General features: G+C 70.3%; 24 protein-coding genes and 1 tRNA gene. 10 read left to right on the forward strand and 15 right to left on the reverse strand.

Translation table 11 applies throughout. The features are described from left to right. Positions 1-18: 18 nt before the first annotated feature. The 5 genes from AB0J55_RS28635 to AB0J55_RS28655 all read right to left on the reverse strand — a co-directional run bounded on the left by AB0J55_RS28635 (position 19) and on the right by AB0J55_RS28655 (position 5712). The gene (locus tag AB0J55_RS28635) at positions 19-2073 is read right to left on the reverse strand and encodes a tetratricopeptide repeat protein (RefSeq protein ID WP_364254986.1); all 2055 of its coding nucleotides are present in this window, start codon (positions 2071-2073) and stop codon (positions 19-21) included. A gap of 74 nt (positions 2074-2147) precedes the next feature. After that, positions 2148-2558 (reverse strand): hypothetical protein, encoded by a 411-nt coding sequence (locus tag AB0J55_RS28640; protein ID WP_364254989.1) that lies wholly within the window; start codon positions 2556-2558, stop codon positions 2148-2150. 155 nt (positions 2559-2713) lie between these two features. Beyond that, the gene (locus AB0J55_RS28645; protein WP_364254992.1) at positions 2714-4411 is read right to left on the reverse strand and encodes an NB-ARC domain-containing protein; all 1698 of its coding nucleotides are present in this window, start codon (positions 4409-4411) and stop codon (positions 2714-2716) included. A gap of 47 nt (positions 4412-4458) precedes the next feature. Then, positions 4459-4869: a hypothetical protein gene (locus AB0J55_RS28650; RefSeq protein WP_364254995.1), complete on the reverse strand. Its 411-nt coding sequence runs from the start codon at positions 4867-4869 to the stop codon at positions 4459-4461. A 201-nt stretch (positions 4870-5070) separates the two neighbouring features. Next, complete coding sequence (locus AB0J55_RS28655; RefSeq protein ID WP_364254998.1) at positions 5071-5712, reverse strand: hypothetical protein; 642 nt, start codon at positions 5710-5712, stop codon at positions 5071-5073. 744 nt (positions 5713-6456) lie between these two features. Between AB0J55_RS28655 and AB0J55_RS28660 the strand changes: the two genes are divergently transcribed. After that, positions 6457-6849: a hypothetical protein gene (locus AB0J55_RS28660; RefSeq protein ID WP_364255000.1), complete on the forward strand. Its 393-nt coding sequence runs from the start codon at positions 6457-6459 to the stop codon at positions 6847-6849. 42 nt (positions 6850-6891) lie between these two features. On the opposite strand, the gene AB0J55_RS28665 is transcribed toward AB0J55_RS28660, so the two are convergent. From AB0J55_RS28665 to AB0J55_RS28675, 3 genes are all read right to left on the reverse strand, one after another. After that, on the reverse strand, positions 6892-7950 hold the full coding sequence (locus AB0J55_RS28665) for a site-specific integrase (protein ID WP_364255003.1): 1059 nt from the start codon (positions 7948-7950) through the stop codon (positions 6892-6894). Continuing rightward, positions 7947-8411 (reverse strand): hypothetical protein, encoded by a 465-nt coding sequence (locus tag AB0J55_RS28670; protein WP_364255006.1) that lies wholly within the window; start codon positions 8409-8411, stop codon positions 7947-7949. The genes AB0J55_RS28665 and AB0J55_RS28670 overlap by 4 nt, the downstream gene beginning before the upstream one ends. Before the next feature lie 140 nt (positions 8412-8551). Next, positions 8552-8635: transfer RNA gene (locus AB0J55_RS28675), tRNA-Leu, on the reverse strand. 241 nt (positions 8636-8876) lie between these two features. Here AB0J55_RS28675 and AB0J55_RS28680 point away from each other — a divergent pair. Next, the gene (locus AB0J55_RS28680) at positions 8877-9680 is read left to right on the forward strand and encodes a cellulose-binding domain-containing protein (RefSeq protein WP_364255009.1); all 804 of its coding nucleotides are present in this window, start codon (positions 8877-8879) and stop codon (positions 9678-9680) included. On the opposite strand, the gene AB0J55_RS28685 is transcribed toward AB0J55_RS28680, so the two are convergent. Beyond that, complete coding sequence (locus AB0J55_RS28685) at positions 9677-10567, reverse strand: LysR family transcriptional regulator (protein ID WP_364255012.1); 891 nt, start codon at positions 10565-10567, stop codon at positions 9677-9679. The genes AB0J55_RS28680 and AB0J55_RS28685 overlap by 4 nt on opposite strands. A 94-nt stretch (positions 10568-10661) precedes the next feature. Here AB0J55_RS28685 and mdlC point away from each other — a divergent pair, with 94 nt between their 5' ends. From mdlC to AB0J55_RS28700, 3 genes are read left to right on the forward strand one after another with little or no spacing between them, the layout of a single operon-like run. Beyond that, positions 10662-12230 (forward strand): benzoylformate decarboxylase, encoded by a 1569-nt coding sequence (gene mdlC / locus AB0J55_RS28690; RefSeq protein ID WP_364255015.1) that lies wholly within the window; start codon positions 10662-10664, stop codon positions 12228-12230. Between the two features lie 2 nt (positions 12231-12232). Next, entirely contained in the window at positions 12233-13660 is a 1428-nt protein-coding gene (locus tag AB0J55_RS28695; protein ID WP_364255018.1) for a benzaldehyde dehydrogenase, read from the forward strand. A gap of 13 nt (positions 13661-13673) precedes the next feature. Then, positions 13674-14891: an aromatic acid/H+ symport family MFS transporter gene (locus AB0J55_RS28700; RefSeq protein WP_364255021.1), complete on the forward strand. Its 1218-nt coding sequence runs from the start codon at positions 13674-13676 to the stop codon at positions 14889-14891. Here the strand turns inward: AB0J55_RS28700 and AB0J55_RS28705 are convergent. The 3 genes from AB0J55_RS28705 to AB0J55_RS28715 form a co-directional block, all read right to left on the reverse strand. Further along, positions 14888-15061 (reverse strand): hypothetical protein, encoded by a 174-nt coding sequence (locus AB0J55_RS28705; RefSeq protein WP_364255024.1) that lies wholly within the window; start codon positions 15059-15061, stop codon positions 14888-14890. The genes AB0J55_RS28700 and AB0J55_RS28705 overlap by 4 nt on opposite strands. A 29-nt stretch (positions 15062-15090) precedes the next feature. Continuing rightward, positions 15091-15324 carry a DUF6480 family protein gene (locus AB0J55_RS28710; protein WP_364255026.1) on the reverse strand — a complete coding sequence of 78 codons (234 nt, stop codon included), beginning with the start codon at positions 15322-15324 and terminating at the stop codon, positions 15091-15093. A 63-nt stretch (positions 15325-15387) separates the two neighbouring features. Continuing rightward, complete coding sequence (locus tag AB0J55_RS28715) at positions 15388-15996, reverse strand: HSP18 transcriptional regulator (RefSeq protein ID WP_364255029.1); 609 nt, start codon at positions 15994-15996, stop codon at positions 15388-15390. Positions 15997-16100: 104 nt separating this feature from the next. On the opposite strand from AB0J55_RS28715, the gene AB0J55_RS28720 reads away from it, so the two are divergent. Together AB0J55_RS28720 and AB0J55_RS28725 are read left to right on the forward strand one after the other, a co-directional pair. Beyond that, on the forward strand, positions 16101-16532 hold the full coding sequence (locus AB0J55_RS28720; RefSeq protein WP_364255032.1) for an Hsp20/alpha crystallin family protein: 432 nt from the start codon (positions 16101-16103) through the stop codon (positions 16530-16532). Between the two features lie 67 nt (positions 16533-16599). Further along, positions 16600-17370: an ANTAR domain-containing protein gene (locus AB0J55_RS28725; RefSeq protein WP_364255035.1), complete on the forward strand. Its 771-nt coding sequence runs from the start codon at positions 16600-16602 to the stop codon at positions 17368-17370. A gap of 1 nt (position 17371) precedes the next feature. Here the strand turns inward: AB0J55_RS28725 and AB0J55_RS28730 are convergent, their stop codons facing one another. After that, positions 17372-17818: a nitroreductase family deazaflavin-dependent oxidoreductase gene (locus AB0J55_RS28730; RefSeq protein WP_364255038.1), complete on the reverse strand. Its 447-nt coding sequence runs from the start codon at positions 17816-17818 to the stop codon at positions 17372-17374. A gap of 53 nt (positions 17819-17871) precedes the next feature. Beyond that, the gene (locus AB0J55_RS28735) at positions 17872-18030 is read right to left on the reverse strand and encodes a hypothetical protein (RefSeq protein ID WP_364255041.1); all 159 of its coding nucleotides are present in this window, start codon (positions 18028-18030) and stop codon (positions 17872-17874) included. Positions 18031-18138: 108 nt separating this feature from the next. On the opposite strand from AB0J55_RS28735, the gene AB0J55_RS28740 reads away from it, so the two are divergent. Together AB0J55_RS28740 and AB0J55_RS28745 are read left to right on the forward strand one after the other, a co-directional pair. Continuing rightward, a complete protein-coding gene (locus AB0J55_RS28740; protein ID WP_364255044.1) occupies positions 18139-19425 on the forward strand; it encodes an amidase family protein in 1287 nt (428 codons plus the stop codon). After that, positions 19409-20218: a MerR family transcriptional regulator gene (locus AB0J55_RS28745; protein WP_364255047.1), complete on the forward strand. Its 810-nt coding sequence runs from the start codon at positions 19409-19411 to the stop codon at positions 20216-20218. Before AB0J55_RS28740 ends, AB0J55_RS28745 begins: the two co-directional genes overlap by 17 nt. Here AB0J55_RS28745 and AB0J55_RS28750 read toward each other — a convergent pair. After that, entirely contained in the window at positions 20211-20573 is a 363-nt protein-coding gene (locus tag AB0J55_RS28750; protein ID WP_364255050.1) for a metalloregulator ArsR/SmtB family transcription factor, read from the reverse strand. The genes AB0J55_RS28745 and AB0J55_RS28750 overlap by 8 nt on opposite strands. Before the next feature lie 55 nt (positions 20574-20628). Between AB0J55_RS28750 and AB0J55_RS28755 the strand changes: the two genes are divergently transcribed. Beyond that, on the forward strand, positions 20629-21615 hold the full coding sequence (locus AB0J55_RS28755) for a cation diffusion facilitator family transporter (RefSeq protein WP_364255053.1): 987 nt from the start codon (positions 20629-20631) through the stop codon (positions 21613-21615).

Below are 21615 nucleotides of genomic sequence, written 5' to 3' on the forward strand. Positions count from 1 at the left end.
CACCGCGTGGTAACGCCTTCAGGTCGATTGCGTCCTGTCAAGGTTTGAGCGGACAGCCCGGGTCGTGGGGTGGTCAGGTCCCAACAACCGCTCACTGTCGGTGAAAGTGGCCTTATACAGCTGGATCGCCCGCCCCGGATCACCCGCCGACTCGTAGGCGTAAGCCAGGTTGTTTCGCGAGATCAGTGTGTTCGGGTGGTCGAGTCCCAGAATCCGCTCACTGTCCGCGAGGATGGCCTTGTACAGGGGGATCGCCCGTCCCGGATCACCCGCCAAATCGTAGGCGCTCGCCAGGTTGTTCCGCGAGATTAGTGTGTCGAGATGGTCGGGTCCCAATAGCCGTATCCGATCGGCGAGGGTCGCCTCGTACAGCGGAATCGCGCGCCCCAGATCACCCGCCTCTCGGTAGGCGTAGGCCAGGTTGTTTCTCGAGGTCAGCGTGTCCGGATGGTCGGCCCCCAGCACACGTTCCCGATCAGCGAGGCTGGCCTCGAACAGCGGAATCGCCCGCTCCAAATTCCCCGTCACTCGGTAAACATAAGCCAAGTTGTTCCGCGAGATCAATGTGTCCGGGTGGTCTGGTCCCAGTACCCGTTCCCGAACCGCAAGGATGGCATTGTAAAGCGGAATCGCCCGCTCCAAATCCCCGGCTGACTCGTAGGCGCCCGCCAGGTTGTTCCTCGCTATCAGCGTGTTCGGGTGGTCGACGCCATGGATACGTTCGTAACTGTCGCATGCCCGGGTGAAGTAACCATGGGCAGTGCCCACATGACCCTGCCCCGTGAGGTAGAGACCCAGGTCGTTGAGCAGTCGGCTGGTGTGGGTGGTGTCGGCGTCGGGTGTGGTGTGTTCCAGCAGAGCCCGCGCATGGGGCAAGACCGTCTGATAGGCAGGCCAGTCCGCGGGATTGCGTGGGTCTAGCTCGTTGAGGGCAGCTGCCAGAGAGGTCGCGGTGTTGTCGCGGGCGGTGGCGATGTCGGCGGGCTGACGGTGCGGGTCGGTCGGGTCAGGTGTGCGGGTGACCGCCTGAACCAGACGATGCACGGCCACAGCGGTCCCGGTCAGGGTGACCATGCTGTAGGCGGCCAGACGGCCCAGCGCCTCGGAAAGATCCGGTTCCCCTACCTCACCGGTCAGCCAGTCTCGGGGGATGGCATCCGGGGCGAACCAGGCCAGCTGCCGCAGCACCCGCCCAGCCTCGGGGGTGTCGGCCAGGCGGTCGAGGGTGACGTGCCAAACCCTCGCCATCGTCCGCTGCGCGTCACCGCCCTCCGCTGAGGCGGTGAACATCCGCGCCGGAAACCGCCCCAGCAAGTCCAGATAAGCGGCGGGGGTGGTCCGGGTCTGGGCAAGGTAGGCGCCCGCCTGCTCGACCGCCAGCGGCAACCAGCCCAGCTCGCTGCACAACCGGTCCGCGCCGGTCAGGTCAGCCTCCGGCCACTCCGACCGCACGATCCGGGCCAGCAAATGCACTGCCTCGTCCTCGGCGAGCACGTCCAGCGGCACCGTTTCCCCAGCTCGCCATCCCGAGCGCTGACGGCTGGTGATCACTATCGTGCCTGTCCGCACCTGGCTCAATAAACTCGCCACATCCTGCGGAGTAGTCACATTGTCCAGCACCAGCAACCAGTCTTCATGGGTGGCCAGCCAACGCACACCCAGGGCACTGCGCTGCTCCACCGGCAGATTCGCAGTGGCCGGCTGGAGGGTTTCGGCCAGCTCAGCCAGACCGCTGTCGAGAGCTGCCGCAGAGTCTGCGCTGATCCACCACCGGAACCCGAATCGGTCGGCGTGCAGGTGTGCGAACCGGGTCGCCAGCGTGCTCTTGCCCACTCCACCCAGACCGTGTACAGCGACCACCGCCGCTCGCTCAGCCCCGCGCAGCGCCTCGTCGAGCTGGTCCAGCTCGCCCGTGCGACCCACGAACAGTGCCGTGTCGGGAGGGATACGGGACAGGCCCGGCGCCGCCAGCACTGACTCGATCGCAGGCAGTGGAGCCCGCGTGACGGTGTAGTTGTGCTGGGTGTTGTTATTGCCGACCTGCACACCCTGGCTGTTGTTCACCTCGCGCACGGGCTGCGCCGAGCCGACAGGGTCCGGAGGTTCCGGGTCCGGGGACGGCGGTTCGGTGGGCTTCAAGGGCCGGGTCAGTGGAAGGTGTTGGTCTGGGTGTTGTGGTCGCCCACCTGCACACCCTTGTTGCCGTGCAGCAAGAGCCGGTACTTGCCCGCGTGGGTCCCGTCGGGTTCGGTCAGCTCCAGCACCTTCAGGGCCGCCGCCACCAGCTCCTCGTCGGCTCCGGCGTCCGCTGCGGTCAACGCAGCGGTGAGCACACGTCGCCCTGCAGTGCCGCTTACGTCCCCGGCCGACGTGATCGCGTCGGCTTCCACCATCTCCACGACCTCGGCCGGCACCGGCTCCGCGCGGCGCAGCACTCGCACAGCCAGGGACTTCACCCCCGCGTAGGCGTCCTTGACTGCCGTCGATGCCGTCTCACCCGCACCTGCCGCAGCACCGGCCGCCAGCGCAGCCACCACCAACTCCACCGCCTCGATCACACCTTCCCCCTCGCCTGGACCCGGACTGTCAGCTACAAGTATCGGCTGAACCGAGCAGACCGCTACAAGCCACACCGAGCCACCGACATCCCCAACGTCCGCCCCTCGGCGACGGCCGGACACTGGGTCGGTCAGGGCCCGAGCCATAGCGCGACTCATGGAGCCTGGGGCGCCAGCTCGAACGGCTCCCATTCCGTCCATCCCGTACCGGCCCAGTACCAGCGGTGCAGCAGGGCGCCGTGGACGGTGGTCGCGAACAGTTCAAGATGTCCTGTGGTCAGTGACGAGCTCGTGATGGCGACGATGGGTTCCAGGGCGGACATCGATGTCCACTCGGGATCCCACTCGTGGCCGGTTCGGCCGTATCGCCGGGAGAAGACAGTGCCGTCTCCCAAGACGACGATCAAGTCTTGTTGTGCTCGCCGAGGCGATCCGGCGGTGGCGCTGCGGACGCGGCCTGGAGCGTCCATATCGGCCCAGTCACTCCAGTCCTCGCCGGCGTCCAGGTGGTTCCATCGGTGTAGAACACGCCCGTTCTTGGTGACGGCGAACAACTCGCGATGACCGCGGGACCGGTTCATCCCAGACCAAGCCACTCCGACAACAGGCTCCGGAGCCCCGAAATCCACCCACCCCGTCCAGTCCCCGCGATCGCGATCGAATCTCCGCGTGTACACGTGACCGTCAGTGGTCACCAGGAACAGATCTTGGGAGCCGTCCCGGGCCGAGCCGACGTCGAGTGCGATGATCTTGCCAGGGGTGGCAAGGACCCGCCATGGCGACCACCGAGCCGGGCTTCCCTCGCGCCAGCGGTGGATCAAGCCCTGATCATCGGTGACGGCGAAGACTTCCAGGTGTCCGGCGTCCAAGCTGGAACAGGCGACGCGCTGCACGGGTTCGGGCTCGTTCATCAGCCACCAGCGCGACCAGCCCGACCGCGCCTTTGGGCCGTGCGGCTGGTCCAGGTCGTTCCACCGGTGCACCAGCCGACGGTCGCGATCGACCACGAACAGCTCCTGATGGCCTTCCTGCAGCGATCCGGCGGCCACGCAGTTTCGATGAGCTCTGCCCGTCACCTGCGCCGCATGGTCGGAGTTCGGGGCGTAGGTGTCGGCTTGCCCCGTCGAGTCCAGTCGTAGGTAGTCCGTCCAGTCGACAGCCGGGTTGGCCGACAAAGTCTCGCGAGCCCGGATCAGCTCCCGTGGTGAGCCCCCGAGAAAGGCGGCCAGCGCCCGAGCTGCTGGCTCGGGCGAGGCTCCCGCCGGAGGCAGCAGAAGACTGGTAGCCGCCTCGAAGTCAAGCGGTCCGACGTCGATGGCGACATGGTCACGCCATCCGGTAGCCGCGCTCGTAACAATCACGTCGCCCGACCCGGCGGCCGGGATCAGTCGCCGGATCAGATTCGGGTGCCGGACGTCGTCCAGAACCAGGAGCCACCGCTTGTCCTGATTTGCCAAGTAACCGTGCAACAGCACGTCCACGGGGTTGTCAACGTCGGCTTCTCCCGGAGCCACCACGTTCAGCACGTTGCGGCATAGCTCGGCGATCTGATCGGGGTCGCGGGCATCAATCCACACCATCGAGCCGTAACGGTCATGATGACGACGACCATGGGCCGCGGCCAGCGCCGACTTGCCCGCACCGTTCTCGCCGGTGAGAACTCGGACCGTCGGCCTCGACAGGTTGCCTGCAAAAGCGTCCGCCAGGGCAGCGAGCTCGCTCGCCCGGCCAGCCAGATCCGGAACCGGAGAGAATTCCGGTGCGACGAACCGACGGGAAGGCCAGAGACTGAAAAAGTTGTTGTTCTGAATATTTCTCCGACCTACCACCACCCCCTTGCTGTCGCTGACCACGCTCGCCGGCTCTCCATCGCGTTGGTTTGCAGACATCGACAACTCGGTCAGTTGAAGGTGTTGTTCTGGATGTTGCCGTCGCCCACTTGCACACCTTTGTTGCCGTGCAGGACGACCCGGTACTTTTTCACCTGGCTCCCGGCGCGATCAGCCAACTCAAGAACCTTGAGTGCTGCGGCTACCAGTTCGTCGTCGGCTCCCGCATCCGCCGCGGTCAACGCGGCCGCAAGTTCCCGTCGCTGTGAGACCCCCGCCTCGTCGTCGGCCGTCGTGATCGCGTCAGTCTCGACCGCCTCGACCATGGCGCTCGGTACCGGCTCCACGCGGCGCAACACTCGCAGGGCCAGCGTCTTCGCTCCGGAATACGCGTCTTTCACCGCGGTGGATGCCGTCTCACGCGTGCCTGCCACCGCACCGGCAGCCAACGCCGCGACCACCAGTTCCACTGATTCGATCACACCGAACCCCTCGTTGAGCCCTTCGAGCAAGAGCTATATCGGTCGCGCTGCCTGAACTGCTACAACGCGCTCTAATGCCGCTGACCCGGTCGCTCGCGGACACGGCCCGGCCACCAGGAGGCCGGGAAAGACGTCGGCGACCACTCGACACCGCGATCTGATGACACTGCCAGGACAGCGTCATCAGAACATCCAGCGCGACTACTTTAAGTATTCATTCACGCTACGCTGAGATACTGCACTCCCGGCACGTACTAGCTTCACCAAGGTGCGCGAACGCTCTGCACCTACGCCCAGTGCCTTCCGGAGGTTCTCGGCAGAGACCGGACGCTGATACAGCTCACGATGTCGCCGATCCTCGCATCGCGCCCGCTCCAGCAACTCGGCATCCGCGCTCACGCCTTCTGCCCGTTCCGCCGAATTGCTGTCCGAGTCTGCAGTCTGGGCAACGACGCTCGCACGCCCAGTGACTGAGGCAGAGGCCAGCGCCTGCAGCAAGACCGGTCCCACCTCCGACCAGCCGATCAACAACAGCGGACCCACCGCATCGAACAACGCCTTCCCCACCTCACCAGCGGTCAACGGCTCCGCGACGTTCAACGCCAACGTCACCACGCTTGAGGCCAACAACAGCCGCCGAGCCGGCCGGATCACCTCAACGGGAGCGCCCCGCATCGACAGGGACCGAATGGCGATCAGCAACCCGACCACCGACAGATCCACCGCAGGCGCCACCAGCGGCGCAACCCAGACCGGCACCCCCAGCCGAAGCGCCAACGTCAGCACGTTCCCGAAACCGAAGAAGAAAGTCAGAGCCACGACGACCCCCACGATCAGCGTCACCGCCGAAAGCACCGGATCACGTCCCCCGCTCGGGCTCAACACTGCAACCACCCTGCCCCGCCGTCCACACCACGAACCACGAACCACCTGCACAAACAGCTCGACAGAATCCGGCACGGACGTGCCCGAGAAGTGCCCGAGAGATCTCGTACCCGTCGACAGAATGCGGTATAGTCCGACACAAGTGATGGCCGTTGACCAGCCGAAAAGGTCTTGTCCGGCATCACTTGGCATCACCTGACACCCCAAAACGGGTTCAGATACCACTGGTCTTCGAAGCTGCTTAGCGAAGCCTCGCCGAGGCTCAGACTGTCCCGGCATGTCCGCTGCGCGCTTGGCACGAACGCCGGTGGCGAGCCGCCACGCTCGAGCAGTAGCGATCTGCAGCATGGCCGAAGCCTCCGACTCATCGGGCTGCCAGACGGCGAGTGGCTCCGGTCAGATTCCGGCAGCAGTCACCAATCGTTCTGGCCGTCTGGTGAGCGGTCACGGCTACACTCGATGATGTTTAGTTCGGCGCGATAGCACCGTTGAACGCTGCCTCGCCTCGCCCTCCCACTGCGAGACACTCTGGGAATAGTCATGTCACACCATCGAGGGAGCCGAGCCGGGAGCCACCTCAGGCGTCCAACCGTTGCTGCGCCTGCTGAAGCGTGGCCCTCCACATCGAAGAAGGCCGGGGACAAGATCGTCGCGTCGCTGCTCCTTCCTGAGAAACGGCGCAGCACCGAGCCTGTGGTCCCGTTGCCGGTTGCCGACCTCGGCCCGCTGGTGGACGGCGGTTCGGTCGCATTCAGCCTGGTGAAGGTCGGCGGAAACGGCGTCGTGGCGGCACGGATAGCGCTCCAGCAGCTGGAATGGATTCCAGGGCGTGCACTGCGCTTCTCGGCGTCCTCGGGTCTGCTGATCGTGGCGCCCGCCGAGAAACCGACGACGGCATTCGTGCCGCAGACGCTGAATCTTACCTTGCCAGCACGGTTGCGGGCACGGTGTCGCATCCGCACCGGCGACCAGGTTCTGCTTGCCTCCGTGCTCGACCACGACCTCCTGGTCATCTACCCGCTTCATGTCCTCCACACGATGCTCGCGGCCTACCACGACAGGCTGGCCGCCACATCCGAGGACCTCGGTCGATGAAGCGTGAGGCGGAGGCAGTCTGCGTGACTGCGCCCGCTGCGATCACTCCCTAACTGGCTGCTGTGAACGAGCCGGTGCCAACGGATGCGGCTCACCGGTGAGCGCGGCCAGCGCTTCGGCGACTTCGCTGATGTCGGCCTTGACGTAGGTGGTGGTCGTCAGGTCGCTGCCGGACTCGGCGTGTCCGGCGTAGGCGCGGACGACGCCGATGCCGAAGTTGCGTTCGACCCAGGTCAGTGTGGTGTGGCGCAGCCAATGGGCACTGACCTGGAGCGCCCTGGCCCAGTCCAACTCGTTCTGGACACGGCCGAAGATGTAGTCGTAGCGGCGCTTGGTGATCGGCTTGCCGTTGGCGTAGCGCAGCAGCTGACTTTCGGGGTTGCCGTCGCCCCGCTCGTCGAAGTGGGCAAGGAGGTGCCGCATCAGGGTCGGTGACACCGGTTGCCAGCGTTCGGTCTCACCCTTCTCCCGCAGCAGGATCGTGCACTGACTTCGGTCCAGGTCGCGCCGGCGTAAGGCGAGCGCGCCACCACGTCGGCAGGCGCTCTCCTCGTGCAGCCGGCAGATCAGCGCATCCAGCTCCGGGTCATCGCCGGTGCTGGAAACGATGTCGTTGAGTTCGCCGACCCGGTCGGACGCGAGGGCCCGGCGAGTGGAGGCGTTGCGCCGTGGTTTGGTGACCCGCATGGCGGGGTTGGCGCGCTCGTCGAGGCGCCCGTCGTTGACTAGGTGCTTGTAGAGGCAGCGCATGGCGGCGATGAAGTTCTCCGCCGCGTTGCGGCCGCCGCGGGAGTTGCGGCGGACACGGGCGGTGCTGCGGACGTGCTCGGCCATCGCCTTGATCTCAGTGGCCGTGATCGTGTCCATGGGCCGCGCACCCCACATGGCTTCGGCCTTCTTCCAGTACGACCCGTAGGAGCTGGCCGTGCTGGGCGATACCAGGTCGGCGACGACCGGGATCCATTCGCCGAGCGTCGGCATCGGCGGACGATCGCCGTCGGCGTCGCCGCCGGGTGCGTCACCGATGAGGTCGGCAGGGTCCACGCCAAGGCGCGACAACAGCAGCCGCGCCGCTTCGAGATCTTGAGTGGTCACGCTCATGACGCCTCCTCGGGGGCGGCCAGCGAAGTGTGGAAGGCGCGCAGCATCGCCTGCACGGCAGCTTCCGGGTGAACGATGAGCACGTCGTGGACGGGATCGGCGACCAGCAACAGCCGGCTGCCCGCCAGGGCTCCGCAGCCGCGGCGCACCGGAGCCGGAAGGGCGACGTAGGGCTTGCGGGGCATGACGAACACCCCGTCCGGACGCCGGCGGATCACCACCGAGGTCCGGACGAGAGTGATCAGCAGCCGGTCACCTGGCCTCCAGCCGAGCGCCGCGACGGCGCCACGGTCCTGCAACCGCCCTCCCCCGTCCATCAGCGCGATCGACAGCCGCGGACCGTCCGCCGCACGGAGATCACGCAACGACGGCAAGTCCATCGGGACAGGAGACGAAACCACGCGTTCCGGGCCCGGCGCGGTGATCCGGCCGGGCAGGCCCAAGGAGGGGATGCCGGTCATGCGACACCTCCCCGACATGCTGCGCGAAGGGAGGGCGCGGTCAAGGTCAGCCTAGCCGAGATCGACAGGAGCCGAACGCGAGAAAGACCCGCCGTGGCGGGTCGACTACTCTGTGGTTTGGGAGATCTCCCACGTATTTGTGTCCGAGGGGGGACTTGAACCCCCACGCCCGTTAAGGGCACTAGCACCTCAAGCTAGCGCGTCTGCCATTCCGCCACTCGGACCTGCTGAAGAAAGAGTATACGGCCCCACCCCACCCTCGTTCAGGGGGGTCCGGATCCACACCCCCCACCCCTCTGGCATGATCGGCAAGTTTAACCCTCCTGCATCGATCCAGGCGCCGGAAACTTCCTGGCAGCCACCCCACTGAGCACCGGGATCACGTGGTTTACAAGACCGTCGCCGGTTCCTAGGATTCGGCCGCAAGCCCGCGCGTCGAGCGCCTCGGGGACTGGAGGTTTCGTTATGGCGCGCGCCGGTTGGCCGTCCGATGAGCACTTCTCCGTTGATGATCTTCTGCGGGAGACCGGGGCCACTCCGCGGTCGCTGCTGGGGTCCGCTCCCGATCTGCGGGTCCGGGAGGACGACACCGGCGTCGGCTACCGGGAACGGCTCGAGCAGCGGGCGCGGGAGGCCGCCGCTGCTCAGCAGCGGGCCGGGCGGCGGATTCGGTGGGTCTCGGCGCTCTGTGGGGCCGTTGTGGTCGTCGGGAGCCTGGTGATCATCGCCGTCACCTCCGAGAGCTCCCCTGGGCGGCAGGCCGCCTTGGCTCCTGATTCGCTGGCGCCCGCCACCACCACCCCTCCCGCCTCCAGCCGGCCCTCGGCCGCCAGTGCGACGCCGGTGCCCACCGTGCTTCGGCAGACGTCCTCCGAGGCCGAGGCCACGCCCACGAGCACCACTGCGGCGCCCAAGACCTCACAGGCCCCTCCGCCGCCCGTCCAAAGCGCGGCCTGTTCCGTCCGGTACACCGTGACCGACCAGTGGAACAACGGCTTCACCGCCGGTGTCTCCGTCACCAACACCGGCAGCCAGACGCTCTCGCCGTGGACCGTCACCTGGACCTTCACCGCCGGGCAGCGGGTCACGCACAGCTGGAACGGCGACTACTCGCAGAGCGGCTCGCGCGTCACCATGAAAGCGGTTTCCTACAACCTCACCCTCGCCCCCGGCGCGACCGTCGACATCGGCTTCAACGGGGCCTTCGACCGCGGCAACCCTCCCCCCACCGGGTTCACCCTCAACGGCGCGAGCTGCAAGACGCCCTAGCCCAGCACCGAGCGCATGAAGCCCACCAGCCAGTGCTGGGCCGGGCTGCGCGCGTGCGTGTGTCGCGTGTAGACCGACACCTGGGCCGGCTCGACCTCCAGGGGCAGCTCGAACAGGCGGACGCGGTGCTCGGCCGCGAACATCTCCGCCACCAGCCGGGGCACCATCGCCACCAGCTCGCCGTCCTGGACCAGGTACGGCAGCGCCGCGAAGCGCGTCACCTCCAGGACCACGCGGTCCAGCAGGCCGCACGCCTCCAGCGCGCGGCGGGGACCGTCGTGGCCCGTCGGGCCGAACACCGTCACGTGGCGCTCCGCCGCCAGCTCGCCGAACGAGACCGCCGAGGAAAGCCGCGGGTGGTCCGCGGCCACCATCCCCAGGTAGCCCTCGGAAAACAACGGGATGCGGGCGACGCGCTGCGAGCTGATCAGCGATGACGCGATGAACGCGTCGATCTCGCCGCGGCCGAGCTGGTCCGCCGCGCGGTCGACGTCCAGCGGGCGGACGGTCAGCGTCACCCCGGGCGCCACCGGGGGCAGCGCCGCCATCAGCCGTGGCAGCAGCGAGATCTCCCCCAGGTCCGACAGGCACAGCGTGAACGCCGCCCGCGCCGTCGACGGCGAGAACGACCACGCGCCGCTCACCGCCGCCTCGATCTCCGACAACGCCCCGTGCAGCGGCTCGTACAGCGCGCGGGCCGTCGTCGTGGGCTCCAGGCCGCCGCCCGTGCGGCGGAACAGCTCGTCGGAGAACCGGCGCCGCAGCTTCTGCAGGCTGTAGCTGATCGTCGGCTGGGTGACGTGCAGGGCCTCGGCCGTCGCGGTCACGCTGCGGGTCTCGTAGAGCAGCACGAACGTGCGCACCAGGTTCAGGTCGAAGTCCTGCATTATCGATCCCATCGATGAAGCAACGAGCCAACATCTATTGGAACACAGGCGCGCAGCTCCATAGGGTCGGTCCGACTTCGAGGAGGCCCCACCGATGCCCACCGCCCGCCGGCTCGCCCACGAGTTCCTGGACCGCCGTGGCCTGACCACCATCTTCGGCAACCCGGGCTCGAACGAGCTGCCGTTCCTCGCCGAGCTGCCCGAGCACTTCCGGTACGTCCTCGGCCTGCACGAAGGCGTCGTCGTCGGGATGGCCGACGGGTACGCCCAGGCGACCGGCCGCCCGGTGCTGGTCAACCTGCACGCGGCCGCCGGCTCGGGCAACGCCATGGGCGCGCTGACCAACGCCGTCCACTCGCGCACTCCCCTGGTGCTCACCGCCGGCCAGCAGGTCCGGACCGCGATCGGGCTGGAGGCGATGCTCGCCAACACCGAAGCCACTCAGCTGATGCGCCCCCTGGTCGCCTGGGCCGGCGAGCCGAGCTGCGCCGCGGACGTCCCGCGGTCGCTCGCGCAGGCGGTGTTCGAGGCCGAGCTGAACCGGCGCCCCACCTACCTTTCGGTGCCCTACGACGACTGGGCCGCCGAGCTGGACGAGAACGCCGTGATCGACCGGCAGGTCCGGGCGGGTCTCGCCCCGACCGAAGCCCAGCTCGACGAGCTTGTCGCCACCATCGCCGCGGCGAAGAACCCGGCCCTGGTCCTGGGCGGCGACGTCGACGCCGGTGGCCTGTTCGACCGGGCCGTCGCCCTGGCCGAGCACCTGGACCTGCCGACGTGGGTGGCGCCCTCGCCGCACCGGCTGCCCTTCCCCAACCGGCACCGGCTCTTCCGCGGCGTGCTGCCGGCCGGCATCGCGCCGGTGTCGGCCGCGCTGACCGGGCACGACGTCGTCCTCGTGCTCGGCGCGCCGGTGTTTCGCTACCACCAGCACGTCCCCGGCCGGTTCCTGCCCGCGGGCACCCGGCTGATCCAGGTGACCGACGACTTCGGCGCCGCGGCCCGGGCGCCGATGGGCGAAGCGCTGGTCGCCGATCCGGCGCCGGTGATCGAGGCGCTGCTGAAGAAGATCCCCGCCAAGGAAACAGCACGCGGTTACGTCGAGAACCCGGAACCCCGGACAGGCGAGAAGGCGCTGCACCCGGAGCAGGTCTTCGCCGCCCTGCGCGATACCCAGGCCGGCGACACGCGCTACGTCGTCGAGTCGACGTCGACGAACTCGGCCTGGTGGCGGCAGATGGACCTGCGCCGCGAAGGCTCGTACTTCTTCCCGGCCGCCGGCGGGCTCGGCTTCGGGCTGCCCGCCGCGGTCGGCGTCGCGATGGGCGACCCGGACCGCCCGGTCGTCGGCGTCGTCGGCGACGGCTCGGCGAACTACGGCATCACGGCGTTGTGGTCGGCGGCGCACTACCGCGTCCCGGTCACCTTCGTGATCCTGCGCAACGGCGTCTACGGCGCGCTGCGGTGGTTCGGCGAGCTGCTCGGGACGCCGGACGTGCCCGGCACCGAGATCCCCGGGCTCGACTTCACGGCCATCGCCGCCGGTTACGGCGTCGAAGCCACCACCGTCACCGACGAAGACCACCTGCGCACCCAGCTCAAGACGATCCCGGACGGCCCGCGGCTGATCCAGGTCGACACCGAACCGACCTCCCCGGAGTGATCATGACCCTGCTCGAGCACGAATTCCACGGCGGTACCGGCGGAACCCACCCGGTCGTCGAGCCGGCCACCGGCGACACCCTGGGCCACGTGGGCATCGCGACACCGATCGACGTCGCCGAAGCCGCCACGGCCGCGGCGGAGGCGCAACGCGACTGGGCCCGGCGCAAGCCCGCCGAACGCGCCGCCGTGCTGCGCCGCGCCGGCGAGCTGTGGGAGGCCCACGCCGCGGAGGTGCAGGACTGGATCGTCCGCGAGGCCGGATCGACGCGGCCCAAGGCCGGGATCGAGACGGAAATGGCGGCCGGCATCTGCTTCGAGGCCGCCGCCCTGCCCACCCATCCCCTCGGCGAGGTGCTGAGCACCGGCGAACCGCGCTGGTCGCTGGCCCGCCGGATGCCGGCCGGCGTGGTTTCGGTGATCTCGCCGTTCAACTTCCCGCTGATCCTGGCGATCCGCTCGGTCGCGCCCGCCCTCGCGCTCGGCAACGCCGTGCTGCTCAAGCCCGACCTGCGCACCGCGGTGTCCGGTGGCGTCAGCATCCTGCGCGTCTTCGAGGCGGCCGGCCTGCCGGATGGTCTGCTGCACCTGCTGCCCGGGGACGCCGCCGTCGGCGCCGCGGTGGTCGACGCGCCCGAGGTGTCGGTAGTGTCGTTCACCGGGTCCACCGCGGCCGGGCGGAAGGTCGGCGAGGCTGCCGCGCGCTCGCTCAAGCGCGTGCACCTGGAGCTGGGCGGCAACAACGCGCTCGTCGTGCTGCCGGGTGCCGACGTCGCCAAGGCGGCCTCGGCCGGTGCGTTCGGCTCGTTCCTGCACCAGGGCCAGATCTGCATGACCACCGGCCGCCACCTGGTCCACGAGTCCCAAGTGGACGAATACGTCGAAGCCCTCGCCGAGAAGGCGCGCCGGCTGCCGGTCGGCAACCCGGCCACGGGCGACGTCGCGCTCGGCCCGATCATCGACGACCGGCAGCTCGCGCACGTCACCGACGTCGTCGACCGCAGCGTGGCGGCGGGCGCGCAGGTGCCGGCCGGCGGCAAGCCGGACGCGCCGTTCTACCCGCCGACCGTCCTCACCGGACTGGACGACAGCACCCCGGCCTGGCGCGAGGAGATCTTCGGCCCGGTCGCGCCGGTGCGCGCCTACCGCGACCTCGACGAGGCCGCGCGGCTGGTCAACGACTCCGAATACGGCCTGTCCGTCGGCATCCTCGGCGACGTCGGCACCGCAATGAAGCTGGCCGACGAGGTCCGTTCGGGCAAGGTGCACATCAACGAGCAGACCGTCGGCGACGAGCCGACCGCCCCCTTCGGCGGGGTCGGCGACTCCGGCAACGGCTCCCGCTTCGGCGGGGCGAAGGCCAACATCGAGGCCTTCACCGAGACGCAGTGGCTGACCGTCCGCGCGGACATCGCGGGTTACCCCTTCTAGAAGGAGCACGGCAATGACGACGTCTCCCACCCGTCCCGTGTGGACGGCGGTCCTCTGCTGGCTGACCGTCCTGCTCGAGGGCTACGACCTGGTCGCGCTCGGCGCCACCATCCCGACCCTGCTGAAGAGCGGCTACCTCGGCTTCACCGCGGCCGGCGCGACCCTGGTCGCGACGGTGTCGCTGATCGGCGTGGCCGTCGGCGCGGCCTGCCTCGGGCCGCTCACCGACCGGTTCGGCCGCCGCGTGATGCTGATCGGCTCGGTTTTGCTGTTCTCGCTGTTCACCCTGCTGACGCCACTTGCGCCGAACGTCGCGACCTTCGGCGTCTTCCGGTTCGCCGCCGGGCTCGGTCTCGGCGCGTGCATGCCGGTGGCGCTCACCGTGATGTCGGAGAACCTGCCCGCGCGGCGCCGGGCGAGCGCGAGCACGTACACGATGACCGGCTACCACGTCGGCGCGGTGCTGACGTCGGTCCTCGCGCTGTCCGCGAAGGAGGACTGGCACCTGCTGTTCTACGGCGGCGGCATCGTCGGCCTGCTGGCCGTGCCGCTGATGTGGTGGAAGCTGCCGGAATCCGCGGCCTACCTCGAGGCCCGCGAAACGGCGGAGCGGGTGGGCCTGCGAGACCTGCTCGGCGCCCGGTTCCGGCGGATCAGCATCGCCGTGTGGACCGGCTCGTTCATGGGACTGCTGCTGGTCTACGGGCTCAACACCTGGCTACCGCAGCTGATGCGCACCGCGGGCTACCCGATTTCGACGTCGATCACGCTGCTGCTGGTGCTCAACATCGGCGCGGTGCTCGGGCTGGTGCTGGCCGGCACGATCGCCGACCGGTTCGGCATCCGGCCGATCGCGCGCATCTGGTTCGGCGCCGGAGCCGTCCTGCTGGCGGCCTTGAGCCTGCGCATCGGGAACGCGGTGCTGCTCAACACGGTCGTGCTGCTGACCGGGGTGTTCGTGTTCTCCGCGCAGGTGCTGATCTACGGCTACGTCGCGCAGGCGTTCCCGGCGCAGGCCAGGGGCACCGCGCTCGGGCTGACGTCGGCGGTCGGGCGGCTGGGGTCGATCCTCGGCCCGTTCGTCACCGGCGCGCTCGTGACCGCGGGGGTCGCCTATCCGTGGGGCTTCTACTTCTTCGCCGTCGTCTCCGTGTGCGGCCTGGGCGCGGTGCTGCTGCTGCGCGGCGAGAAGCGGACGGAGGCGCGGTTGACGCCGGTGTCCGCCGGCTAGACCGTGTCTTCGGGCTTGCGGCGGCCCAGCGTCGCCTCAGGGTGTTCGGTGCGGCGGTCGGAGTCGCGCAGGACCTCGCGGGCCTGGCCCTCGGGGTCCGCGCTGTCGACCGCCTGCTCTTCCGGCAGCAGCTCGGCGCGGGTTTCCGTCCGGTCGGGAGTCTCGTCCATGCCCGGCTGGTACCCGTTCTCCCGCGGTCTCAGACACGCAGCCAGCCGACGGCCAGCGAGAGCACCAGCGCGGCCACCATCAGCACGAGCACGCCGGTGAGGACCAGCCACAGCACCGGCATCGCCTTGGACGGCATCGGCTGCGGGTGCGACAGCCCCGACGTCTGGGCGGAGTCCGGCGGGGTGCTGCCCGGCGGCACCCCGCCCCCGGGTTCCAGGTCCGGCGTCCGGCGGGGGTCCGGATCCGGGGGTGTGGCGGTCATGGCGCACCGTCCTTCCGTCGCTCCCGCAGCGGGTGCCCGGCCGGGAGCCGGGCAAACCCGGCGTCAGTCGCGGGAGCGGCGGTTGCCGGCGGCGTCGCGGCGGAGCTGGTCGGTGCGGGCCGAGATCTCGCCGAGTTCCTGGGCCAGTCCCGCGTGCGGGCCGGTCAGGTGCGGCCGGGCGGCGGCCAGCGGCGGGAGCAGCGTCGCCGGGTCGTCGTCGCCGAGGGCCGCGCCGATGCGGTCGGCGCTCTCCTGCGCGGCCGGGCCGAGGCCGTCGAGGGCGCTGACCTGACCGGCGATCCGGCGCAGGATCGCGGAGTTGCGGCGGGCCCAGTCGGCGACGGCCCGGTCGCCCGCCCGCCGGTCGCGTTCGGCGTCGACCCGTGCCTCGCCGGTCGTCTCGCCGGTGTGCGACGGCTGCAGCCGCAGGTAGCGGCGTTCCGCGGCCTGTCGGCTCGCGACGCCCAGCGCGGGCGCGAGCGCGACCCAGCTGGTGCCGGCCGCCCTGGCCGCCGTGATCAGCTCCGGTTCCCAGCTCGCGAGCTCCTCCCGCAGCAGGCGCAGGCCGGACAACGCGGTCAGCAACTGGTCCCGGTCCGCCGCGCCGGCCCGGGCGCCCGCGACGACCTCGTGGATCCGCCGGAGCGCGCCGGCGGGATCGGTTCCGTCCATCGTCATCCTTTCGACGACCTGGTTCTTGTCATCGTTTTGACGACATGCTAGAACAGAAGCGCGTGTTGACACCAGTGCTGTCAGATTCCAGGAGGTGGATCCCGATGTTGATGCGCACCGACCCGTTCCGCGACCTCGACCGGTTCGCCCAGCAGGTCTTCGGCGCCGGCACCTGGTCGAAACCGGCCGCGATGCCGATGGACGCCTACCGCGCCGGCGACGAGTTCGTGGTGTGCTTCGACCTCCCCGGCGTCGATCCCGGCGCCGTCGAGCTGGACGTCGAGCGCAACGTTCTCACCGTCAAGGCCGAACGACGGCCCCTGCCGACGGGTGACGACGTCCGGATGCACGTCTCCGAACGGCGGCTCGGCGTGTTCTCCCGCCAGCTGTTCCTCGGCGACACCCTGGACACCGAGCACATCACCGCGAACTACGACGCCGGGGTGCTGACCGTCCGCATCCCGATCGTCGAAAAGGCGAAGCCGCGCCGCATCGAGATCGACGGCGCCGGCGACCACAAGCAGATCCAGGCCTGACCCCGACGAAGGCGGGGGCCGGGCGCGCGCCCGGCCCCCGCCGCCACCGCGCCGAGGAGGGCTTGCGGTGACCGGAACACCCACGACGTCCGCGGCGACGCCGTTGCTGGAGGAACTGCTCGCCCGGATCGCGGCCGACGTGCCGGGCACCCTCGGCGCGGCGGTGTCGGTGCACCCGCGCGGCGGCGTGCTGTCCGCGGCGGCCACGTACGGAATCTCCACGGCTTTCGTGCCCGCGCAGCTGACCGGGTCCGGCGGCCCGGTCCCGGTCGCCGGCCGCACCGGCGTGCCGGTGGTGACCGCCGACGTCTTCGCCGACGACCGCTGGCCCGGCCTCACGCTCACCGGCATGCTCGACCGCCACCCCGGGTTCGCGGCGGACTGGCCGCGTGTCCGTGGCGTCGCGGCGCTGCCCGCCACCTGGGACACCGACGGGCTCCTGGTCCTGTCGGTGACGCTCGACCGCCCCGCCACCGAGGAGACGGTGAACGTGCTGCGGCGGTACGAACGGCTCGCCGCGGTGACCCTGGTCGTCGCCGAGGCCGCACAGCCGGATCGCACCGAGCAGATGCTGGACCTCCTGCAGTCACGAGCGGCACTGGAGGAGGCCAAGGGCATCATCATCGCCCTGCGGCGCTGTGACCCCGACGAAGCGTGGAGCACCCTGCGGCGGGCGAGCCAGGAGTTCAACGTCAAGGTCCGCGAGCTCGCCGTCGCGCTGGTGGAGCTGATCGCCGGGGCACCGGCGACCCAGCCGGACGGCGAGCGGACGATCACCCCGGGACCCGCCGCACGTCGCGCCGCCGGGCGGTTGCTGCGCGTGCTCGAAGGCCGCTGACTCAGACGCGTTCGACACGGAAGACCGCGATGCGCTCCGCAGCCGCCGCGACGGCGTCCGGCGTGGGCGCGTCCGCGAGGCCGGTCGTGACGAACCGCTTCCCCACGCTCGGCGGGCTGGTTTCGACCAGCCGGCGCAGCATGGGCCGCCGCTCTTCGACGGGCAGCTCGGCCAGCCGTGCCTTCGACGAGCGCCGGCCGCGGGTGAGCGTCACCTCGCCCGCGGCCCGCACGTTCGCCACCCAGGCCGCCTTCGGATAGGCCTGGAAGAGGTAGCTCTCGCCTTCGATGGGGATGACGGCGATGGGGAAGGTGCGCGGTACGCCGGTGCGGCGTCCGGGCACGGTGAGCAGCTGCATCGGGCCGAAGGCGATGCCGAGCCGCTGCAGCCCCATGACGATCCGGTTGCCGGCGTTCACCATCCGCCGGTAGTTCTGCGCTGTTGTCATGCCCGCGACGGTACACGAGATCATATGGAACTCATATGATCTCGGCTTCGTAGTTACTCGCGTTCGGGTCCGGGCTTCGGCTCCGGCGGCAGCGGATCGGGGACGGGCACGCCGGGGTCGGGAAGGGGCAGGTCCGGCGCGGGGGTGCCCGGTTCCGGCACGGCGGGCTCGGGCTGGACGGGCTCGGGTGACACCGGGGGTGCGGTCGACATCGGACTTCCCTCCGCCAACGGCGCCGCCCGCGGTTCGGACGGCGATCACCTGGAGGGCTACCCCGTGCGGTTGACCCTGACACCGTGTCAGGCTCTATCCCGGACCACATGACGCCTTTCCGCACCGCGACCGACGTGGCCGCCGGAATCCGCCGCGGCGAGCTCTCGTCGCGTGACCTGACCGAGCAGCTCTTCGCCCGCATCGACGCCTCCACCGTCAACGCCGTCGTCGAGACCTGCCGTGACTCCGCGCTGGAAGCCGCTTCGGAGGCCGATCGAACGGTCGCCCGTGGGCCGCTGCACGGCGTCCCGATGACGATCAAGGATGCCTTCGCCGTGGCGGGCCTGCCGACGACGTGGGGCGAGCCGGCGTTCGCGGACTGCGTCGCGGACGAGGACGCGGCGGTCGTCGAACGGCTGCGCGCCGCGGGTGCGATCGTCGTGGGCAAGTCGAACGTGCACCACCTGCTCGCCGACTTCGGCCGGACTGAGAATCCGCTGTACGGACGGACGCTCAACCCGAGGGACCACACCCGGACACCGGGCGGCTCGAGCGGGGGCGCCGCGGCCGCGCTCGCCGACGGCCTGACCTCCCTCGAATACGGCTCCGACCTCGCCGGTTCGATCCGGATTCCGGCCGCCTACTGCGGGGTCTACGGCCTCAAGCCCACGCCGGGCACCGTGCCGCTGCGGGGGTTCCAGCCGCCGGGGCCGCCTAAGCCGCTCGCGCGGGAGTTCCCCTCGGCGGTCGGTCCGCTGGCCCGCTCGGCGGCCGACCTGCGCGTCGCCCTGGAGGTCACCGGCGGGGCGCTGCGGCCCCCACGGCGGTCCCGGCTCGGGGAATTCCGCGCCGGTGTCGTGCTCGACGACCCGGCCTGCCCGGTGACCGGCGAAGTCGGTGCGGCGCTGTCGGACGCCGTCGACGCTCTGGCCCGCGCCGGGGTGCAGGTTCTCGAGGGCTGGCCGCCGGACGTCGACCCGGCCGGACAGGCCGAGGCGTTCGGCTTCCAGGTGGAGCTGTTCTTCGCGAGCCAGGAAGGCCGTGACCTGGCCGGTGCCGCCGAGCAGGAGCGGCGGCGGGCGGATCTGGGAGCAGCCTGGGCCCGGTACTTCGCCGACGTCGACGTCTTCCTCTGCCCGACGGTGTTCACCACCGCGCCGGCCCACGACGACCGGCACCGCTACGACGACCAGGTGTTCTGGATCGCGCAGGCGTCGCTGCCCGGGCTGCCGGCGGTCAGCGCCCCGATCGGCGGAGAGCTGCCGGCCGGGCTGCAGGTCGTCGGGCCCGCGCACGAAGACGACACCGCGATCACCTTCGCGGACCTCGCCGCCGACATCGTGGGCGGATTCGTCCCGCCTCCGGCAGGATCGGGCCGTGTTCTCGATCGGTGACTTCGCCCGCCACGGCCGGGTTTCGGTCCGGATGCTGCGGCACTACGACACACTCGGGCTGCTGCGCCCGGCGCGCGTCGACCCCGCGACCGGCTACCGCAGCTACACCGCGGGCCAGCTGGCGCGGCTCAACCGGATCGTCGCGCTCAAGGACCTCGGGTTCACCCTGGAGCAGGTGGCCACGCTGCTGGCCGAGGAGATCACGGTCGAGCAGGTGCGCGGCATGCTGGCGCTGCGGCGCGCGGAACTGGAAGCCGCACTGGCCGAAAGCGCGGCCCGGCTGGCGCAGGTCGAGGCCCGGCTGCGGACGATCGAGGCGGAAGGCCGGCCGCCCGCGCACGACGTCGTCGTCAAGGAGCTACCCGCGATGCGGGTGGTGGAGCTGACGGGGATCGCGGCGGGCTTCGCGCCGGAGGCGATCGGGCCGGTCGTCCACCCGCTGTGCGCGGAGCTCGGTCACCGCCTTCCGCAGGCGGACGTCACCCCCGCCGGCCGGCTGGTCTGTTACTACGAGCAGCGCGCGGAGGACGAAGTCGTCGTGCACGCCGCGGTCCCGGCCTCGGTCGGGGCCGGCGATCTGAACGGGCTGACGGTGGCGGACCTGCCGGCCGTCCACGCGGCGACGCTCGTCCACCGCGGCGCGATCGACGGCGTCCTGCCGAGCTGGCAGGCGGTGGTCCGCTGGATCGACGACCACGGCTGCCGGTCGGCCGGGCCGCAGCGGGAGGTTTACCTGGACTGCCCCGCGGACCCGGCGGGCTGGGTGACGGAGCTGCAGGAACCGATCAGTTAGACCGCGGGTGGTGGGCGTGGTCGCCCGACGGGATGTCGCGGTCCACGTGGTCCGCGTGGTGCAGGGCCTGGGCCAGCAGGCCGCGGACGTGGTTGTCGGCCGCCGAGTAGTAGACGAACGTTCCTTCGCGGCGGCCCTTCACCAGGCCCGCCAGGCGGAGCTTGGCCAGGTGCTGGCTCACCGCCGTCGGGGCCGCGCCGGCCAGGTCCGCCAGGCAGGCCACCGAGGACTCGCCCTGCAGCAGCGCCCACAGCACCTTGATCCGGGTCGGGTCGGCCAGCAGCCGGAACGACTCCGCCGCCAGGTGGACCTGCTCGTCGGTGGGCATGTCGAAGTCCGGCAGCGACGTGTGCATGGCCATGACCTTACTACTTGCGTATCTGCGTGCCTGCGCAGGTAGTCTCCGTGCCATGACCGGACACGGACACGGACACGGACACCGCCACTCCCGGTGGCGGCCGCACAGCCACGACAGCGCCGACCGCGTCGACCACGCCCTCGAAACCAGCCGGCGCGGGATGCGGGCGCTCGTGTGGTCGTTCGCCGCGCTGTCCGTCACCGCCGTCGCGCAGCTGGTGCTCGTGGTCGTCACCGGCTCGGTCGCACTGCTCGGCGACACCGTCCACAACTTCGCCGACGCGCTGACCGCCGTGCCGCTCGGCATCGCGTTCCTGCTCGGCCGGCGGGCGGCGACGCGGCGCTACACCTACGGGCTCGGCCGCGCCGAAGACCTCGCCGGGGTGGCCGTCGTGCTCGCCGTCGCGGCTTCGGCGGCGGTCGCCGGCTGCGAATCCGTGCGGCGGCTGCTGGATCCGCAGCCGGTCGCGCACCCCTGGGTGGTGGCCGTCGCCGGCGTGATCGGGTTCGCCGGCAACGAACTCGTGGCGCGGTACCGGATCCGGATCGGCCGCGAGATCGGCTCGGCCGCCCTGGTCGCCGACGGGCTGCACGCGCGCACGGACGGCTTCACGTCGCTGGCCGTGGTCGCCGGAGCGGCCGGGGTGGCGTTCGGTTTCCCGGCCGCCGACCCGATCGTCGGGCTCGGCATCACGGTGGCGATCCTGTTCGTCCTGCGCGACGCGGCGAAGGAGGTGTTCCGGCGGCTGCTGGACGCCGTCGACCCGGCGTCGGTCGAGCTGGCCGAACGCACGGCTCGCACGGTCGGCGGCGTGCTCGGCGCGCGGGACCTGCGGATGCGCTGGATCGGGCACCACCTGCGGGCCGAGCTGGCGGTGACGGTCGCCGCGGACCTGACCGTCGAGGCCGCGCACGCGCTGGCGCACGAGGTGGAACACCGCCTGCTGCACACGATCCCGCGGCTGACCGCGGTGGTGATCCACACCGAACCGGCCACCGGCGCGGACCGGGCGCACGAGACCGTGGCCCACCACCGATAG

Source organism: Amycolatopsis sp. NPDC049688, from assembly GCF_040674975.1.
GTDB lineage: Bacteria > Actinomycetota > Actinomycetes > Mycobacteriales > Pseudonocardiaceae > Amycolatopsis.

Coding starts and splice junctions, on each gene's coding strand:
- AB0J55_RS28665 (WP_364255003.1), bottom strand. CDS start 7,950: ATGAGCGTGACCACTCAAGATCTCGAAGCGGCGCGGCTGCTGTTGTCG.
- AB0J55_RS28670 (WP_364255006.1), bottom strand. CDS start 8,411: ATGACCGGCATCCCCTCCTTGGGCCTGCCCGGCCGGATCACCGCGCCG.
- AB0J55_RS28680 (WP_364255009.1), top strand. CDS start 8,877: ATGGCGCGCGCCGGTTGGCCGTCCGATGAGCACTTCTCCGTTGATGAT.
- AB0J55_RS28685 (WP_364255012.1), bottom strand. CDS start 10,567: ATGCAGGACTTCGACCTGAACCTGGTGCGCACGTTCGTGCTGCTCTAC.
- mdlC (WP_364255015.1), top strand. CDS start 10,662: ATGCCCACCGCCCGCCGGCTCGCCCACGAGTTCCTGGACCGCCGTGGC.
- AB0J55_RS28695 (WP_364255018.1), top strand. CDS start 12,233: ATGACCCTGCTCGAGCACGAATTCCACGGCGGTACCGGCGGAACCCAC.
- AB0J55_RS28700 (WP_364255021.1), top strand. CDS start 13,674: ATGACGACGTCTCCCACCCGTCCCGTGTGGACGGCGGTCCTCTGCTGG.
- AB0J55_RS28705 (WP_364255024.1), bottom strand. CDS start 15,061: ATGGACGAGACTCCCGACCGGACGGAAACCCGCGCCGAGCTGCTGCCG.
- AB0J55_RS28710 (WP_364255026.1), bottom strand. CDS start 15,324: ATGACCGCCACACCCCCGGATCCGGACCCCCGCCGGACGCCGGACCTG.
- AB0J55_RS28715 (WP_364255029.1), bottom strand. CDS start 15,996: ATGGACGGAACCGATCCCGCCGGCGCGCTCCGGCGGATCCACGAGGTC.
- AB0J55_RS28720 (WP_364255032.1), top strand. CDS start 16,101: ATGTTGATGCGCACCGACCCGTTCCGCGACCTCGACCGGTTCGCCCAG.
- AB0J55_RS28730 (WP_364255038.1), bottom strand. CDS start 17,818: ATGACAACAGCGCAGAACTACCGGCGGATGGTGAACGCCGGCAACCGG.
- AB0J55_RS28735 (WP_364255041.1), bottom strand. CDS start 18,030: ATGTCGACCGCACCCCCGGTGTCACCCGAGCCCGTCCAGCCCGAGCCC.
- AB0J55_RS28740 (WP_364255044.1), top strand. CDS start 18,139: ATGACGCCTTTCCGCACCGCGACCGACGTGGCCGCCGGAATCCGCCGC.
- AB0J55_RS28750 (WP_364255050.1), bottom strand. CDS start 20,573: ATGCACACGTCGCTGCCGGACTTCGACATGCCCACCGACGAGCAGGTC.
- AB0J55_RS28755 (WP_364255053.1), top strand. CDS start 20,629: ATGACCGGACACGGACACGGACACGGACACCGCCACTCCCGGTGGCGG.